The organism is Streptomyces sp. NPDC018026 (genome assembly GCF_044327745.1).
In the GTDB taxonomy this organism is placed as follows: Bacteria; Actinomycetota; Actinomycetes; order Streptomycetales; family Streptomycetaceae; genus Streptomyces; species Streptomyces rubrogriseus.
The window spans coordinates 119,808-133,407 of the sequence record NZ_JBIRFY010000001.1 but is presented as its reverse complement, the minus strand read 5'-3'; the positions used below and the strand labels follow the sequence as shown (position 1 = coordinate 133,407).

10 protein-coding genes are annotated in these 13,600 nt (G+C 72.5%); 1 reads left to right on the top strand and 9 read right to left on the bottom strand.

Translation table 11 applies throughout. The features are described from left to right. Positions 1-30: 30 nt before the first annotated feature. From ACH4D3_RS00555 to ACH4D3_RS00535, 5 genes are all read right to left on the bottom strand, one after another. Positions 31-969 carry a DMT family transporter gene (locus ACH4D3_RS00555; RefSeq protein WP_398314862.1) on the bottom strand — a complete coding sequence of 313 codons (939 nt, stop codon included), beginning with the start codon at positions 967-969 and terminating at the stop codon, positions 31-33. Then, positions 966-1,958: a BadF/BadG/BcrA/BcrD ATPase family protein gene (locus tag ACH4D3_RS00550; RefSeq protein ID WP_398314860.1), complete on the bottom strand. Its 993-nt coding sequence runs from the start codon at positions 1,956-1,958 to the stop codon at positions 966-968. Before ACH4D3_RS00550 ends, ACH4D3_RS00555 begins: the two co-directional genes overlap by 4 nt. 49 nt (positions 1,959-2,007) lie before the next feature. Continuing rightward, on the bottom strand, positions 2,008-3,165 hold the full coding sequence (locus ACH4D3_RS00545) for an SIS domain-containing protein (protein WP_398314858.1): 1,158 nt from the start codon (positions 3,163-3,165) through the stop codon (positions 2,008-2,010). Beyond that, positions 3,162-4,463 carry a D-tagatose-bisphosphate aldolase, class II, non-catalytic subunit gene (locus tag ACH4D3_RS00540; RefSeq protein ID WP_398314856.1) on the bottom strand — a complete coding sequence of 434 codons (1,302 nt, stop codon included), beginning with the start codon at positions 4,461-4,463 and terminating at the stop codon, positions 3,162-3,164. The genes ACH4D3_RS00545 and ACH4D3_RS00540 overlap by 4 nt, the downstream gene beginning before the upstream one ends. Before the next feature lie 246 nt (positions 4,464-4,709). Beyond that, the gene (locus ACH4D3_RS00535) at positions 4,710-5,498 is read right to left on the bottom strand and encodes a GntR family transcriptional regulator (protein WP_398314854.1); all 789 of its coding nucleotides are present in this window, start codon (positions 5,496-5,498) and stop codon (positions 4,710-4,712) included. Between the two features lie 242 nt (positions 5,499-5,740). On the opposite strand from ACH4D3_RS00535, the gene ACH4D3_RS00530 reads away from it, so the two are divergent. Beyond that, entirely contained in the window at positions 5,741-7,810 is a 2,070-nt protein-coding gene (locus ACH4D3_RS00530) for a glycoside hydrolase family 36 protein (protein WP_398314852.1), read from the top strand. 29 nt (positions 7,811-7,839) lie between these two features. Here the strand turns inward: ACH4D3_RS00530 and ACH4D3_RS00525 are convergent, their stop codons facing one another. The 4 genes from ACH4D3_RS00525 to ACH4D3_RS00510 form a co-directional block, all read right to left on the bottom strand. Further along, positions 7,840-8,490 (bottom strand): thymidine kinase, encoded by a 651-nt coding sequence (locus ACH4D3_RS00525; protein WP_115744595.1) that lies wholly within the window; start codon positions 8,488-8,490, stop codon positions 7,840-7,842. A 47-nt stretch (positions 8,491-8,537) separates the two neighbouring features. Continuing rightward, positions 8,538-9,731, bottom strand: a complete 1,194-nt coding sequence (locus ACH4D3_RS00520) for an alkaline phosphatase family protein (protein ID WP_398314850.1) — start codon at positions 9,729-9,731, stop codon at positions 8,538-8,540. Beyond that, on the bottom strand, positions 9,731-10,327 hold the full coding sequence (locus tag ACH4D3_RS00515; protein WP_003973177.1) for a DUF5998 family protein: 597 nt from the start codon (positions 10,325-10,327) through the stop codon (positions 9,731-9,733). Before ACH4D3_RS00515 ends, ACH4D3_RS00520 begins: the two co-directional genes overlap by 1 nt. 118 nt (positions 10,328-10,445) lie before the next feature. Continuing rightward, entirely contained in the window at positions 10,446-13,592 is a 3,147-nt protein-coding gene (locus ACH4D3_RS00510; RefSeq protein ID WP_398314847.1) for a GNAT family N-acetyltransferase, read from the bottom strand. Positions 13,593-13,600 lie beyond the last annotated feature (8 nt).

Below are 13,600 nucleotides of genomic sequence, written 5' to 3'. Positions count from 1 at the left end.
GCGCGGCAGACGGGAATTGTCAGACAGGCCCTAGCGTCCGACGGAACTCACGTCGCCGTCCGCCACACCCGGTGCCACGGAACTCTCGCCGCTCTTCTCGTCGCTGTAGACCATCAGCGTCGAACCCGCGAGGGCGAGCACGATACCGAGGGCACCCCACACGCTGGGCAGCGTCTGGTAGACCGCCAGGGACAGCACGATGGTCAGGACCGGGGCGAGTGCGTTGGTGATGGGGGCGACCACGGTGGCCTTGCCCCGGCTGAACGCCATGACCAGGAACAGCGCGCCGACGGCGTTGAGGACCTGGGTCACCGCGGTGAGCGCCGGCGCCTGCCAGGGGGCCCCGGACGGGAGACCGCCCATGATCGCGAACGCCACGGGAACCAGCAGCAGTCCGCTGATGGTCATCCACCCGAAGGTGGTCGCGTCGTTGACCCCGACGAGCGCGGCCTTGCGCATGCAGAACGCCTGCACACCCCAGGCGACGCAGATCAGGATGGCCAGCGGCAGCCACGGGCCGTGCGTGTCCGAGTCGCCCCCGCCGCTGGGGATGCTGAGCAGCACGATCGCCACCAGCGCCGCGACCACGCCCACGACGGCGAGCCGGGTGATCCGCTCCCGCAGCAGCACCGTCGCCATGAGGACGGTGATCACCGGGGACAGGGACACCAGGGGGAAGATCAGGTACGCGGGGCCGTCGGCGAGCGCCTGGAACAGCAGCAGTTGTCCGCCGGCGCCGGTCAGGCCCGCGATCAGTCCGTACATCGCGGCGACCGGCCTGCGGTCGAACGTCTTGCCGCGCATCGCGAAGTACGCGGGGATGAGCATCGTGAAGGCCCAGATGATGTAGATCATCTCGTTGGGGTAGCCGTACCTGCTGTTGGGCTCACTGGAGAAGGCGCCCCACACACCCCAGAACAGGACCAGCAGCGACGCGTACAGGATCCAGCCTCTTGTGCCGTTCTTCATTGTTCGTCCTCTCCTGAGGCGGGGGACCCTGAGGCCCTGCGCAGCGCGTCGAGCGCCGGCCGGTCGAGCGGGGTTCCAGCGAGTTTCGCCGCGTACAGGGCAGCGCCCACGACGGGCTCGTACAGGGGGTGTCGCAGCTCGTAGCCCGCGAAGCGGCTCTTCAGCCCGGTGGTGAACGCCTCCAGGACCGGGGCGGCGCCGAAGGTACCGCCGGAGTAGGAGACGGGCACGGTCTCGTCCGGGCCGAACCCGAGCCGTTCCCGGGTGGCTTCGACGAGCAGGGCGAGTTCGCGGCCGGCCTCCGCGAGGATCGCCGCGGCGGTCTCGTCGCCCGACGCGGCCGCCTCGGCCACCGAGCGGCTCAGTGCGGCGATCCGGCCCCGGTCGCCCTGCCACCGGTTGTGCACGACGTCGATCACGTCGAGGTCGGACTCCAGGCCGAGCCCGCTTCGGAACACCCCGGCCAGGGGGCCCTCGGGGAGCCGTCCGTCGCTCATCCGGGAGAAGGCGTTGAGGCCGCGGATCGCGATCCAGTACGCCGATCCCTCGTCGCCGAACGACTCGCTCCAGCCGCCGATGCGTACGCCCCGGCCCTGCCGCTCGCCGTAGGTCATCGAGCCGGTGCCGCTGATGACGTTGATGCCGTCGGCCGCGCCCAGCGAACCCGCCCAGCCGCAGACCATGTCGTTGTCGCAGGCGTAGCGGTCGTGCCCGAGCACCGCCCGCGGTGCCGCGTCGAGCACCGGCAGGTCGCGGGCCGCCTCCCCGTAACCGGGCAGGCCGAAGAAGGCGTACTCGATGTCGGCCGGGGCCAGTCCGGCCGCCGCGCAGACGGTGCCGACGCCTTCCCTCAGCACCCGCTCGACGAGCTCGATGCCGTGGGAGAAGTAGTACGAACTTGCCGCCTGGGCACGCGCCACCACTTGTCCGGACCGGTCGACCAGACAGAACGCGGTTTTCGTACCGCCGCCGTCGACACCCAGGAACATCGTCGTACCTCCGTCCGGCGCCCTCGATCCGCGCCGTTGCTGACTTCGATCAGTCGTTCAAGGTGTGCAGGGTCACGCCCTGCACCACGCGGTTGACCTCACCCGAGGGGAACGGGTTGTCGGGCCGCAGACCCCGGGCCTGGGAGGCGCGCAGGGCGATGAGCTGGGCGTACACCACGGCGGGCAGTGCCAGGGCGGCGTCCTCGACGTCGCCGAGACCGGGGAGCGGCCAGGCATCGGCGCTCTCCGTTCCCGTGCCGGTCTCCGCGGAGACCGCGACGACACTGCCGACGGGAAGGTTTCCGCGCAGCTCCGCGACGATGTCGTGGTCGTACTGGCGGGTGTACGGGTCGTTCGACACGTACACCACCGCGACCGAACGTTCGTTGAGCACCGCCTTGGGACCGTGCCGGAAGCCCAGCGAGGACTCCGCGACGGCCATGAGCGTCCCGCCGGTCAGCTCCAGCACCTTCAGCGCCGACTCCTCGGCGAGGCCCTTCAGCGGGCCGCTGCCGAGGAAGACGATGCGCTCCGGGGCGCGGTCCACCAGGGCGCCGGCCGTGCGCTCTGCGGCGCCGTCCTCGATGATCGACTCCGCTGCCCGGGCCAGGCGTTCGGCGACCCCGTCGCGGGCGTCCTTGCCCAGGGCGAGCAGTGCCGCGAGCGTCATGCAGGTGAAGCTCGACGTCATGGCGAAGCCGCGGTCGTTGGACGCGGCCGGCATCAGCAGCACGTGCGACCGCGGCCGCGGCGCGTGCTCGCGTGCCAGGCGGCCCTGCTCGTTGCAGGTGATCACGAGGTGGTGCACCTCGGTGAGGACCTGGTCGGCCAGGGCGGTGGCGGCGACGGACTCCGGGCTGTCACCGGACCGTGCGAAGGAGACCAGCAGCGTGGGCAGGTCCTCGGCGAGGCACCCGCGGGGGTCGGCGACGAGATCCGTGGTGGCAACCGCGTCGACGCGCCGCCCCAAGTGCCGCGCCAGCGAGGGCTGGAGCACCTGGCCGGCGAACGCGGAGGTTCCGGCGCCGGTGAGCACCACGCGCAGGTCGCCGCGGGCCACGAGCGGACCCAGGAACGCGTCCAGCGCTTCCCGGGAGGCTCCGACGATGCGGTCGACCTCCCGCCACAGGGCGGGCTGCTGGGCGATCTCGCGGACGGTGTGGACGGCGCTGTCGTCGAAGGGCAGCGTGCCGGGGGGCGTGGTCACACGAACTCCCTCTGGTTCTGGTTCTGGTCGGCGGCGCGGTCGTAGTCGCGCAGGACGTCGCGGACGTGGTCCACGGCCAGTTCGCGCGGGCGGGCGGCGAGCTCGCCGCGGCGGACGCGGGCGTACTGGAGCGGAAGGTGCGCGCTGAGCAGGGGCAACGGGACGGCCGTGGCCGAAAGGTTGGCCAGCAGACGGGCCTGGGCCGCTTCGATCTCGGGGTCGGTCCAGTAGTAGCGCATCCGGTCGCTGTAGCTGTAGCGGCGTGCCAGGCGCTGCTCGGCGTCGCCGCCCGGGTAGTAGCCCTCCCACTGGGCGGGCTCGGCGAGCATCCGCCGCTCGACGACCTCGGGAAGCCGTGACCGCTCGCCGGCCGGCACCAGCTCGTCCTCGATCGCTGCGAGGGCGAACAGCGCCTCGCGCAGGGCGAAGGTCAGACCGGGGCCCACCTTGAGGACCGCCCAGTGGTCCTCGACCAGCGCGGTGAGCGCCTCGGCGGTCTGGTAGTCGGTCGAGTGGGCCTCGTAGACCATGGTGGGCTCGTCGTCGAGGACCTTGCGCAGTTCCTCGGTCGCCTCCCGCCGGTAGTCGACGACCCGCAGGTGGTCGAACTCCACGGCCGGCTGTACCACCAGGGCCATGACGCGGGGCCAGACCCCTTCGACGCCGTGCCGGGCGAACGCCTTCCGGTGCTGCTCCAGGGTCGCGCGCGCCGCCTCGGCCGTGGTGGGCACCAGGGCGCCGAGCGTCTCGTGCGCGCCGCCGGGCGTCGGCACCTCGGTACCGATCACATACCGGATCCGCTCCGCCCGCTCGGGGCCCACCGTGTCCTCGGCCACCCGGATCAGACGCGCGGCGCGTTCGGCGACCACGTCGTCGGTCAGCGGTGCGGGGTCACCGGCGCAGGCGAAGCTGCAGTCCAGGTGGATCTTGGTGAAGCCCGCCTCCGCGTAGGCCGCGACCAGGGCATCGGCCTGCCGCATCGCCTCGTCGGGCGTCAGGGACTGCCACCGGTTCGGTCCGAGATGGTCGCCGCCGAGAATGACGCGGTCCAGTGGCAGACCGCGTTCCGTCGCGATGCCGTACACGAGGTCGCGGAAGTCCGCGGGCCGCAGGCCCGTGTAGCCGCCGTACTGGTCGACCTGGTTCGAGGTCGCCTCTACCAGTACCGGACCACCGGTCTCGCGCGCCTGCATCACGGCCGCCTCGATGACCAGCGGATGGGCCGAGCACACGGAGGTGATGCCCTGTGGTCGTCCGGCCTTCTGACGCCGGACGACCTCGTCCAACGGGCTCTGCATCGCCAACCCCTTACTGAAGTGCAATTTGAGCCCGTTTGCCGCGATGGCCCGAAGCTCATGCGGAACGTTACTGGTCTTATTTTCGGCCGTCAATAGTCTCCATTGGTATGCTTCTGGTATTACTCAAGGTCGGTGAAACGGCGACGAGCCGGGCGTCGGCTGCTCCGACGCCCGGCTCGGGCAGGTTCAGGTCCGGTCCATTCAGGTCCGGTCGGTTCAGGTCCGGTCGGTTCAGGTCCGGTCGGTTCAGGTCTGATTGGTGATGGAGGCCCGGAACCGGTAGCGGTCCCCCCGGTAGACCTGGACGGTCAGTTCGATCGGGCGGGCGTCCTGGTTGGAGGTCAGCTGGGTCGCGACCAGCATCGGCATGGTCGCCCCGATCTCGAGCAGCTCCATCTCCCGCGCCGTCGGATGGCGGGCCTCGACCGAGTAGTCGGCGACCCGGGGAAGCTGCGGCGGGTCGGCGGCACGCAGGGTGGCGTACAGCGAGGCGGTGCTGAAGTCGGTGTCGGCCAGGGCCGGGCAGGCCGACAGCGGCAGCCGGTTGTGCTCCAGCACGACCAGCAGGCCGTCCAGGAAGCGCAGCCGGTGGAGGTCGAAGAGGTCGGCGCCCGGAGCGATCCGGAGCTGCTCGGCCTCCGCCACGGTGGCCGGGCGGACGGCGGCGGAGAGCACCTTGCTGGCCGTCGTCAGCCCGTTGGCCTCGGCGTAGTCGGCGAATCCCTGGACCTGGGGCACGGTCGAGGCCGGCGCCGTCACCGCTTCGGGGAACAGGCCGGGTTCGGCGACGAACCACCCGCGCGACGACGACGGCCGCACGACCCCTCGCGCCTCCAGCTGGGCGAGGGCGGCCCGCAGGGTCACGCGCGAGACGGCGTACCGGGTGACCAGGGCCCGCTCGGAGGGCAGCCGGTCACCGGGGCGGGCGGCGGCGGCACGCAGGTCGTCGAGGAGCCGCGCGGCCGTGCGCTCGTACAGCGGAAGGGCGTCGTCGGCGAAAAGGCCCCTGGGCATCGGCGTACTCGCTTCGGTCATACCAGAAGCGTACCGGTTCGACCGGCGGCGCAGGCACCCGCATCCCTCGCGTCCCCACCGCACGTCGTGAACTCCCGCGCCGGGGCGGAGCTTTGAACCATTGACATGCCAATCAAATACCACTTACGTTCTCGATGCAGGCCACTCGGAGCCCGATGGCGCCGTCCTCGCCCTCACGGGTGTCCCGGCTCCGTTCGAGGAGCCGGTTACAGACCAGGGCCTGCTCCGACAGAGAGGCCGACATGACGGATGTGAACCGGCGCAGCGTACTGAAGGTGGCGCTGGGAGGTGCCGGCCTGGCCGCCCTCCCCTCCGTGGCGCCGGGCGCCACGCCCGCGGCCGCCGCACCGCACCGCGGACCCGACCTCGTCGGGGTCGGCGACACCTCCATCACCCTGGAGTTCGACGACCGGCTGCGCAGCCGGGTGGCGTTGCGGGGCGTCGACGTCACACGCTTCGACGCCGGTGAGGCCCTGCTGGTGGACGGCGGGGCGATCGACGCGTTCACGTACGGCGGGCACGAAACCCGCAGGACCCGGCATTCCCGGCACGGCGCGGGCGTGAGCGTGACCGTCTGGGGCAAGTCCGCGACCGGAGTCCGCAAGACGGTGGAGCTGACCTCCTTCCGGCGCCTGACCGGGATGATCGTGATGAAGGTGACCTACACCAACGGGACCGGTGCCCCGCTGGCGGTCACCGGATGGCGCAGCGGGGCCCATGAACTCCTGGAGGTCCCCGGCGGCTTCCACACCTTCTCGGGAACCACCTACGAGGACCGTCGCGACTGGGTGCGGCCGATGACGGACGGGTTCGTCCAGGAGAACTCGCTGGGGATGGACGCCTCCGACTACGGCGGCGGCACCCCCATGGCGACCGTGTGGCGGCCGGGGGCCGGTCTCTCCGTCGGGCACGTCGAACCCGTGGCCAGGATGCTGCGCCTGCCGGTTCGCAGGACGGCCGGCGGAGCGAGCCTCGCCGTCGAGGGCGACACCCGCGTGACCCTGGAACCGGGGCGGCGCCTGACCACCGACACCACCTTCCTGACCGCCCTGCCCGGCGACCACTTCGCACCGCTGCAGCGCTACCGCGACTACATGAGCGACGTCGGCCAGCGTGCGCCCAGGACGCCCGGGCCGGCCCTGGAACCCATGTGGTGCGCCTGGGGCTACGAGCGGGACTTCACCGTCGAGCAGGTCGTCGCAACGCTCCCCAAGGTGCGCGAGGTCGGCCTCAAGTGGGCGGTGCTGGACGACGGCTGGCAGACCAACGAGGGCGACTGGGAACTGGACCCGCGGAAGTTCCCGCGCGGCGCGAGGGACATGCGGGCCTTCACGGAGCAGATCCGGGACGCCGGCCTGCGGCCGCGCCTGTGGTGGGCTCCGCTGGCGGCGGACCCGGAGAGCAGCCTGTACCGGAACCACTCCGACATGCTCCTGCTGGACCGTGAGGGCAACAAGCAGCGCGTGAGCTGGTGGGACGCCTGGACCCTGTGCCCCGCGTACCGGCCGACGGTGGACTACTTCGTCGGGCAGGTGAAGCGGTTCATCGGCGACTGGGGATACGAGGGGCTCAAGATCGACGGCCAGCACCTCAACGCCGTCACGCCCTGCTACAACCCGGCGCACGGGCATGCCCGCCCGGAAGAATCGACCGAGGGCCTCGCGCAGTTCTGGAAGGCGGTGTACGAGGCCGCGCACGAGGCGAACCGCGACGCCGTGGTCGAGCTCTGCCCCTGCGGCACCGCCTTCGCCTTCCACAACCTCCCCTACGTCGACCAGTACCCGAGCTCGGACCCACTCTCGTCGTACCAGGTCCGTACGAAGGGCAAGACGATGAAGGCGCTGATGGGCCGGGGCAGCAGCTACTCCGGCGACCACGTCGAACTGAGCGACGGCGGCGACGACTTCGCCTCCAGCTACGGTGTGGGAGCCGTCCTGTCGACGAAGTTCACCTACCCCGCGGGCCCGGACGACTCCATCGTGCTCACGCCGGAGAGGGAAGCCCTCTGGCGCCGGTGGATGAACCTGTACGAGGAGAACATGCTGTCCACGGGCGAGTACCGGGGCGAGCTGTACGACATCGGTTTCGACAAGCCCGAGGCGCATGTGGTGGCCAAGGGCGCGACCCTGCACTACGCCTTCTACGCCGGGCGGTGGGACGGGACCGTCGAGCTGCGTGGCCTGGGCCGCGGCAGGTACCGCCTGACCGACCCGTTCAACGGCACCTCTCTCGGCACCGTCGACGCTCGGCACAACACCGTGGAGCTGGCCTTCGAGCGGTTCCAGCTCATCGTGGCCGAGCAGATCGGCTGATCAGGGCCGGCGCGCGCCGGCCTGGGCACTCACGTGGTGGAGACGGGCAGCACGTCCGGCGAGAGCGCCGCCGCCCGCGCCGTCGCGCTCGTCATCCGCCTGCGGTGGTGGCGGCGGCACAGCACCTCGTAGCCGATCTCGTCGGGGGACTGGGCGACGTCCCCGACGACCACCTGGGCGCCCTCGACGACCATGACGCCGCCCACGGTGCGGGCGTTGTGCGTGGCGCGGGCTCCGCACCAGCACAGGGCCTCGACCTGGAGCACCTCGACGCGGTCGGCGAGTTCCACCAGCCGCTGGGAGCCCGGGAAGAGCTTGGAGCGGAAGTCGGTGGTGATGCCGAAGGCGTACACGTCGACGTCGAGGTCGTCGACCACGCGCGCGAGCTGGTCGATCTGGTCCGGCGCGAGGAACTGCGCCTCGTCCGCGATCACGTAGTCCACCCGGCCGCCCTGCGAGAGGTGGTCGACGACGTGGGCGTACAGGTCCTGGCCGTCCCCGACCTCGACCGCGTCGGTGACGAGGCCGAGGCGGGAGGAGAGCTTGCCCTCGCCCGCACGGTCGTCGCGGGTGAAGATCATGCCGGCCAGTCCGCGCGCCGAGCGGTTGTGCTCGATCTGGAGAGCCAGTGTCGACTTCCCGCAGTCCATCGTTCCGGAGAAGAACACCAGCTCGGGCATGAGGGGTTGGGCACCTTTCGGCAGCGGGATCGGTGGAGCGGAGAGGGTCAGGAGCGTACTTCGAGCAGCGGGACGAACTGCTCGGCGGGGGTCATCGAACCGTGGTTGCCGACCATCGCCGACTCCTTGGGCTCGCGCTCGGAGGCGATGACCAGGACGTCGTCGCGCGCCGCGGCGACCACGTCGCCGATGCGCTCGTACACCCGGTCGTCGATGCGGGGGCCGAACCAGCCCGCGGCGATCGCCTCGTCCCGGGAGGCCACCCAGAACTGCTCGCCGAGCACCTCGCGCCAGCAGAACAGCACGTCGTTGCGGGCACCGGGGACGGCGTAGACGTGGCGGGCGCGGCCCTCGCCGCCGAGGAGGGCGACGCCCGCCTTCAGCTCCCAGTCCTCGTCGAAGTCGATGCGGTGTTCCTCGTCGAAGGGCACGTCGACCATGCCGTGGTCGGCGGTGACGTACAGGGCGCTGCGCGGTGGCAGCTGCTCGGCGAGGCGCTGGACGAGCCGGTCCACGTGGCCGAGCTGGCCGCGCCAGGTGTCGGAGTCGACGCCGAAGCGGTGTCCGGCGCCGTCGACCTCGGCGTAGTACGTGTAGACGAGAGCGCGGTCGGCGCGGGCGAGCTGCTCGGCGGCGCAGTCCATCCGGTCCTCGCCGGACAGGCGTCCGTGGAACTCGCCGCCGCTGAGCGCGACCTTGGTCAGCGGGGTGTTGGCGAAGGTGGGCGAGGAGACCTGGGCGGCGTGCACCCCCGCCTCGTGGGCGAGGCCGAAGACGGTGGGGTAGGGCTGCCAGGGGCCGGGCGCGGTCCACGGCTGCCAGCGGAGCTGGTTCATCAGGGCGCCGGTGCCGGGATTGCGCACCGTGTATCCGGGCAGGCCGTGGGCGCCCGGCGGGAGGCCGGTGCCGACGGAGGCGAGGGAGGTCGCCGTGGTCGCCGGGTAGCCGGCGGTGATCGGGCGCCCCGTGCCGCCGCGCGAGCTGCCCAGGAGGGAACTGAGGAACGGGGCGTCCTCGGGGTGCGCGCGCAGCTGCTCCCAGCCGAGGCCGTCGATCAGGAAGACGCAGTTGCGGTCGGCGGGGGTCAGTTCGGTGATCCCCGCGGTCATGCCGGGGACACCGAGGCCGGCGGCCAGGGTGGGCAGCAGGTCGGCGAGGGAGCCCCGGCCGTACTCGGGTACGGGGGCGGAGTCGACGGGGAGCGGTTCCGGGTGGGTGTCCCAGGCGGTGTTCTGCACCATCAGCGGGCGGAGTCCGCGGTCGCCTCGGAGAGGGCCTGGGCGAAGGTGAGCGCCTGGCGCACCGTCTCGGGGCCGTCCCCGGCCTCGCTGACGCGCAGGCTGAGGTCGTCGGCCGTCGAGCTGCCCGTGTAGCCGTGGTCGGCCTCGCAGTTGGGGTCGCCGCAGGCGGCGGGCTCCAGGTCGAGGCGGGAGACGGCGCCCCAGCCGATGGTCAGCACGATCTCGCGGGGCAGGGTGCCCGGCTTGTACTGCTCCGGGTTGGCGACGACGCGGCTGACGACGATGGACGAGATCCGGCCGAGCTTGACGGACTCCGTGGACGTCGTGGCGTACGGCGTCGGGGAGGTGTCGTCGGCGGCCTGCTCGTCGGTGTGGCTGACGATGAAGCGGTTGCCGGTGAGCACCAGCACGGTCACGTGCCGGCGCACCTCGTTCTGGTCGAACGTCGTCTCCTGGTGGACCAGGTAAGACCGCACGGGCTCGCCGCCCACGGCGGCCTCCACCGCCTCGGCCACGAGGGCCGGGTAGTAGCCGCTGCGCTCGATCGCCGCTCGCAGCCCCTGGGTCGTCGTACTGGTCTTGGCCATGCCGTCCATCCTACGGGGACCCACTGACTGCGAGGGACGCTCCTGCGGTACCCGTCCCGGGGCGTACCCGGCGCGGGCACCGGGCCGGGTAGGGGCGGGTACGAGGCCGGGTACGGGGCGGGGCGGGTCAGTAGGCCGGCAGGGTCCGCGGGCCCAGGTCGTCCCTGGCGGGAGGGGGCGCGAGGCGGACGGAGGCGCCGAGGACGCTCAGGCCGTGCGGGGCGACCACGACGGGCTCCAGGGTGACCGCGACGACCTCCGGGTGGTCGTCGACCAGCCGGGAGACCCGCAGCAGCAGCTCTTCGAGGGCGGCGGCGTCGACCGGGGCCGAGCCGCGCCAGCCGAAGAGGAGGGGGGCCGTGCGGACCGAGCGGATGAGCGAGGTCGCGTCCCGGTCGGTGACCGGGATCAGCCGGTGCGCCATGTCGCCGAGCAACTGGGTGGCGGCGCCGGCGAGGCCGAAGGAGAGCACCGCGCCGGCCGCCGGGTCGATGACCGCCCGTACGACGGTGTCGACGCCGCGCGGAGCCATGCCCTGCACCACCGGGCGCAGCTCCGCGGGCTTCCCGAACAGCTCGGTCAATTCGGCGTAGGCCCGGCGCAGTTGCTCCTCGTCCGCGAGGTCGAGGCGTACGCCGCCCAGGTCGGCGCGGTGGCGCAGGTGCGGGGCGGTGGCCTTGAGGGCCACCGGGTAGCCGATGGTCCGCGCGGCGGCCGCGGCGTCGTCGGGGGTGGCTGCGGGCAGGGCGCGGTGGACGTGGACGCCGTACCGGCCGAGCAGGTCGCAGGTCTCCTGGCTGCCGAGGGTGAGCCCCTGCCCGCGCGCGAGGTGCCCCGCTATCTGCTGGGCGGCGCCCTTCTCGTCGATGTCCTCGTACTCCGGCACCCTGCCGGGGTCGGCGGCCTCGCGCCGCCACTGGGCGTAGGCGACCGCCTCACCGAGGGCGCGGACGGCACGCTCGGCGGCGGGGTAGGCGGGGATGAGGTGGGCCCCCTCCTTGGGCAGGACGGCCGACGGCGGCTGGGCCGTGGCGGCGGACGCGACGGACGGACCGGACGCGCGGGACGGGGGCCGTTCGGCGGTGCCGGGAGCGGCATGGGGTACGCCGCCCGGGGTCGTCCGGGAGGCCGGGCCGCCCGGGGTGGCCTGGGGCACGGCACCCGGGTCGGGCGGGAATGCTGTGCTCGGGTCGGCTTGGGAGCCGGTGACCGGAGCCGCCTGGGCTGCGCCGCCTGAGGTGGCCCGGGAGGCAGGGCCGCCCGGGCCGCCCTGCCGCACGGCACCCGGATCGACCGGGAAGGCCGCGCTCGGAGCCGCTTCGGGGCCGGTGGCCGGAGCCGCCTGGGAAGTGTTGCCCGGGGTGGCCCCCGCCTGGGACGCGGTGGCCTGAGCTGTTTGCGGGGCCGTGCTCGCCGCCGCGGACAGGGCCTCCGCCAGGCCGCCCAGCTCCACGTGGACCACGAGGACGGGCTTGGTGGGGACCGCGGCCGCCGCCGAGCGCAGGGCCTCGGCGAGCGCGGCGTCCCCGGCCGCCCCCTCCCCCACCGTCGGGATGGCGGTCACCACCACCGCGTCGCACGTGTCGTCGGCCAGCGCCCTGGCCAGGGCCGCGTGGAAGTCGTCGGCGGAGGCGGCGGTCGTCAGGTCCAGCGGGGGCTGCGGGCGCAGGCCCTCGGAGAGGCACGCATCGTAGGTGAGCAGTCCCAGGGACTCCGAGTTGCCCAGGATGGCCACCCTCGGTCCGGTGGGCAGCGGCTGGCGGGCGAGGAGCAGCCCCGCGTCGACCAGGTCGGTGATGGTGTCGACCCGGATCACGCCGGCCTGCCGCAGCAGCGCGGAGACCGTCGCGTGCGGCAGCCGCGTCGCCCGTACGGCGTGCCCCTGGGGTGCCACGCCGCCGTGCCGGGCGCCCTGCACCACGACCAGGGGCTTGGCGGCCGCGGTACGCCGGGCCAGGCGGGTGAACTTGCGGGGGTTGCCGATGGACTCCAGGTACATCAGCGCGACGTCGGTCTCCGGGTCGTCGTACCAGTACTGGAGGACGTCGTTGCCGGAGACGTCGGCGCGGTTGCCGGAGGAGACGAAGGTGGACACGCCGGTGACGCCGGTGACCCCGCCGCCGCGCCGGTGCAGCCGGGACAGCAGGGCGATGCCGATGGCGCCGGACTGCGCGAACAGGCCGATCCGCCCCGTGCGCGGCATCTCGGGGGCGAGGGAGGCGTTGAGCCGCACGTCCGGGGAGGTGTTGATGATCCCGAAGGCGTTGGGCCCGATAATGCGCATGCCGTACGTGCGCGCGTGCCGCACGAGGGCGCGCTGGCGTTCGCGCCCCTCGGGGCCGCTGTCGGCGTATCCGGCGGAGATCACCACCAGGCCCTGCACCCCGTGCTCGCCGCACGCGGTGACGACGTCCGGGACGTGCTCGGCGGGCACGGTGACGACGGCGAGGTCGACGGGCCCGTCGATGTCGCGCACGGAACGGCACGCCGGAACTCCGTCGAGCTCCTTCATGTCCTCGGGGAAGGCCCTGTTCACGGCGTACACGCGCCCCGTGTAGCCGGCGTCCCGGATGTTGCCGAGGATGCTGCGGCCGACGCCGCCCGGGGTGCGGCCGGCGCCGACGACCGCGACCGAGCCGGGCTGCAGCAGCCGCTGGACGGATCGGGCTTCCGCGCGGTGCTCGCGCGCGTACTGCACGGCCAGCGAGCGGTCGGTGGGTTCGAGATCGAACTCCAGGCGGACCACCCCGTCCTCGAAGCTCCGCTTCTGGGTGTACCCGGCGTCCATGAAGACTTTGATCATCTTGTTGTTGGCGGGCAGCACCTCGGCGGCGAAGCGGCGGATGCCCCGCTCGCGGGCGACGGCGGCGATGTGCTCCAGGAGGGCGGAGGCGACGCCGCGCCCCTGGTGGGCGTCCTGGACGAGGAAGGCGACCTCGGCCTCGTCGGCCGGTGCGGTGGCGGGTGTTCCGCCGGCCCCGATCCGGTCGTAGCGTACGGTGGCGATGAACTCGCCGCCGATGGTGGCCGCGAGTCCCACCCGGTCCACAAAGTCGTGGTGCGTGAAGCGGTGGACGTCCTTGGCGGACAGGCGAGGGTACGGCGCGAAGAAGCGGTAGTACTTCGACTCGTCGGAAACCTGCTCGTAGAAGCTGACCAGGCGCTCGGCGTCGTCAACGGTGATGGGGCGGACGCGCGCGGTACCGCCGTCGCGCAGCACCACGTCGGCTTCCCAGTGGGCGGGGTACTCGTGCCGGTCCGACGAGGTCTGCATGGGCCCCA

Coding starts and splice junctions, on each gene's coding strand:
- ACH4D3_RS00555 (WP_398314862.1), bottom strand. CDS start 969: ATGAAGAACGGCACAAGAGGCTGGATCCTGTACGCGTCGCTGCTGGTC.
- ACH4D3_RS00550 (WP_398314860.1), bottom strand. CDS start 1,958: ATGTTCCTGGGTGTCGACGGCGGCGGTACGAAAACCGCGTTCTGTCTG.
- ACH4D3_RS00540 (WP_398314856.1), bottom strand. CDS start 4,463: ATGCAGAGCCCGTTGGACGAGGTCGTCCGGCGTCAGAAGGCCGGACGA.
- ACH4D3_RS00535 (WP_398314854.1), bottom strand. CDS start 5,498: ATGACCGAAGCGAGTACGCCGATGCCCAGGGGCCTTTTCGCCGACGAC.
- ACH4D3_RS00530 (WP_398314852.1), top strand. CDS start 5,741: ATGACGGATGTGAACCGGCGCAGCGTACTGAAGGTGGCGCTGGGAGGT.
- ACH4D3_RS00525 (WP_115744595.1), bottom strand. CDS start 8,490: ATGCCCGAGCTGGTGTTCTTCTCCGGAACGATGGACTGCGGGAAGTCG.
- ACH4D3_RS00520 (WP_398314850.1), bottom strand. CDS start 9,731: ATGGTGCAGAACACCGCCTGGGACACCCACCCGGAACCGCTCCCCGTC.
- ACH4D3_RS00515 (WP_003973177.1), bottom strand. CDS start 10,327: ATGGACGGCATGGCCAAGACCAGTACGACGACCCAGGGGCTGCGAGCG.
- ACH4D3_RS00510 (WP_398314847.1), bottom strand. CDS start 13,592: ATGCAGACCTCGTCGGACCGGCACGAGTACCCCGCCCACTGGGAAGCC.